Source organism: Vibrio sp. 1078-1, assembly GCF_033340475.1.
On the sequence record NZ_JAWOWM010000218.1, the window covers coordinates 1 to 804 of the forward strand.

The window sequence follows — 804 nt, forward strand, 5'->3', positions numbered from 1 at the left end:
GTATGCGCCCATAAAGGTGTTGTACATATCTGCTGGTAGGTGACCTGAAGTGACTTCGGCATCCACGCGCTTTGCAAACTTCTCTTTTGTGAACTTAGGATCGTAAGCAAGAAGGATCGTGTGCGACGCCGTGGTTGCGTGGGGTTGGTTAAATTGGTGTTTGTTCGCGAACGTGCTGTGGAAGCGTTGTTTCGCTTCATCACTTTCAATCACGATGAATTTCCATGGTTGCGAGTTAATTGACGATGCAGACAGACGAATGGCTTCTTTGATGATGGCCATATCTTCTTGAGAAATGCGTTTTTCAGCGTCGTATTTTTTCGCTGTGTAGCGGCTGTTTAGATCTTTAATGATTTGATGAGACACGTTTTTACCCTCGTTATTCAGTTTTATATCGGCCGCTTTTAGCTTCGACAACCACGCGTACCTCGAAAGTGAGTTCATAGTACCGAATAACCAGCAATTGATAAGATGGCTTTTATTTAAATCACTTTTAACTTTTTGTTGAAAATCGAACAGAGAACTTGGGAGTGATGTTTCAAACTCTGCGTAGAGAACGTGGTCTTTGCTGTTTCTTGGCCAAAATTACAAGCTTTGAGATATTCGCTTGCCCCTTGTTTGAGATATTAAATTACACTCATAAAATATGAGTTGTACTCTGGTTTTCGTTTGGAGTGGTCATGAATGTGATTGAGGTTTTCAACGACAGTTACGAGCGTTGTGTTCTCAGTGAGTACTTTTTCGAGCGGTTTTATGCCAAGTTTTGGTCAAAAGGAGAGAGCTTTCGGCAGAAATTTGAAGGCG

1 protein-coding gene and 1 pseudogene are annotated in these 804 nt (G+C 42.0%); one reads left to right on the forward strand and one right to left on the reverse strand.

Translation table 11 applies throughout. From position 1 onward, the window contains the following. Nucleotides 1-366: nitroreductase family protein (locus tag R7190_RS26715; RefSeq protein WP_318137779.1), on the reverse strand; the 366-nt coding region annotated here is incomplete at its 3' end. Nucleotides 367-680: 314 nt separating this feature from the next. On the opposite strand from R7190_RS26715, the pseudogene R7190_RS26720 reads away from it, so the two are divergent. Further along, nucleotides 681-804 (forward strand): annotated as a pseudogene (locus R7190_RS26720) (globin); the annotation flags it as partial.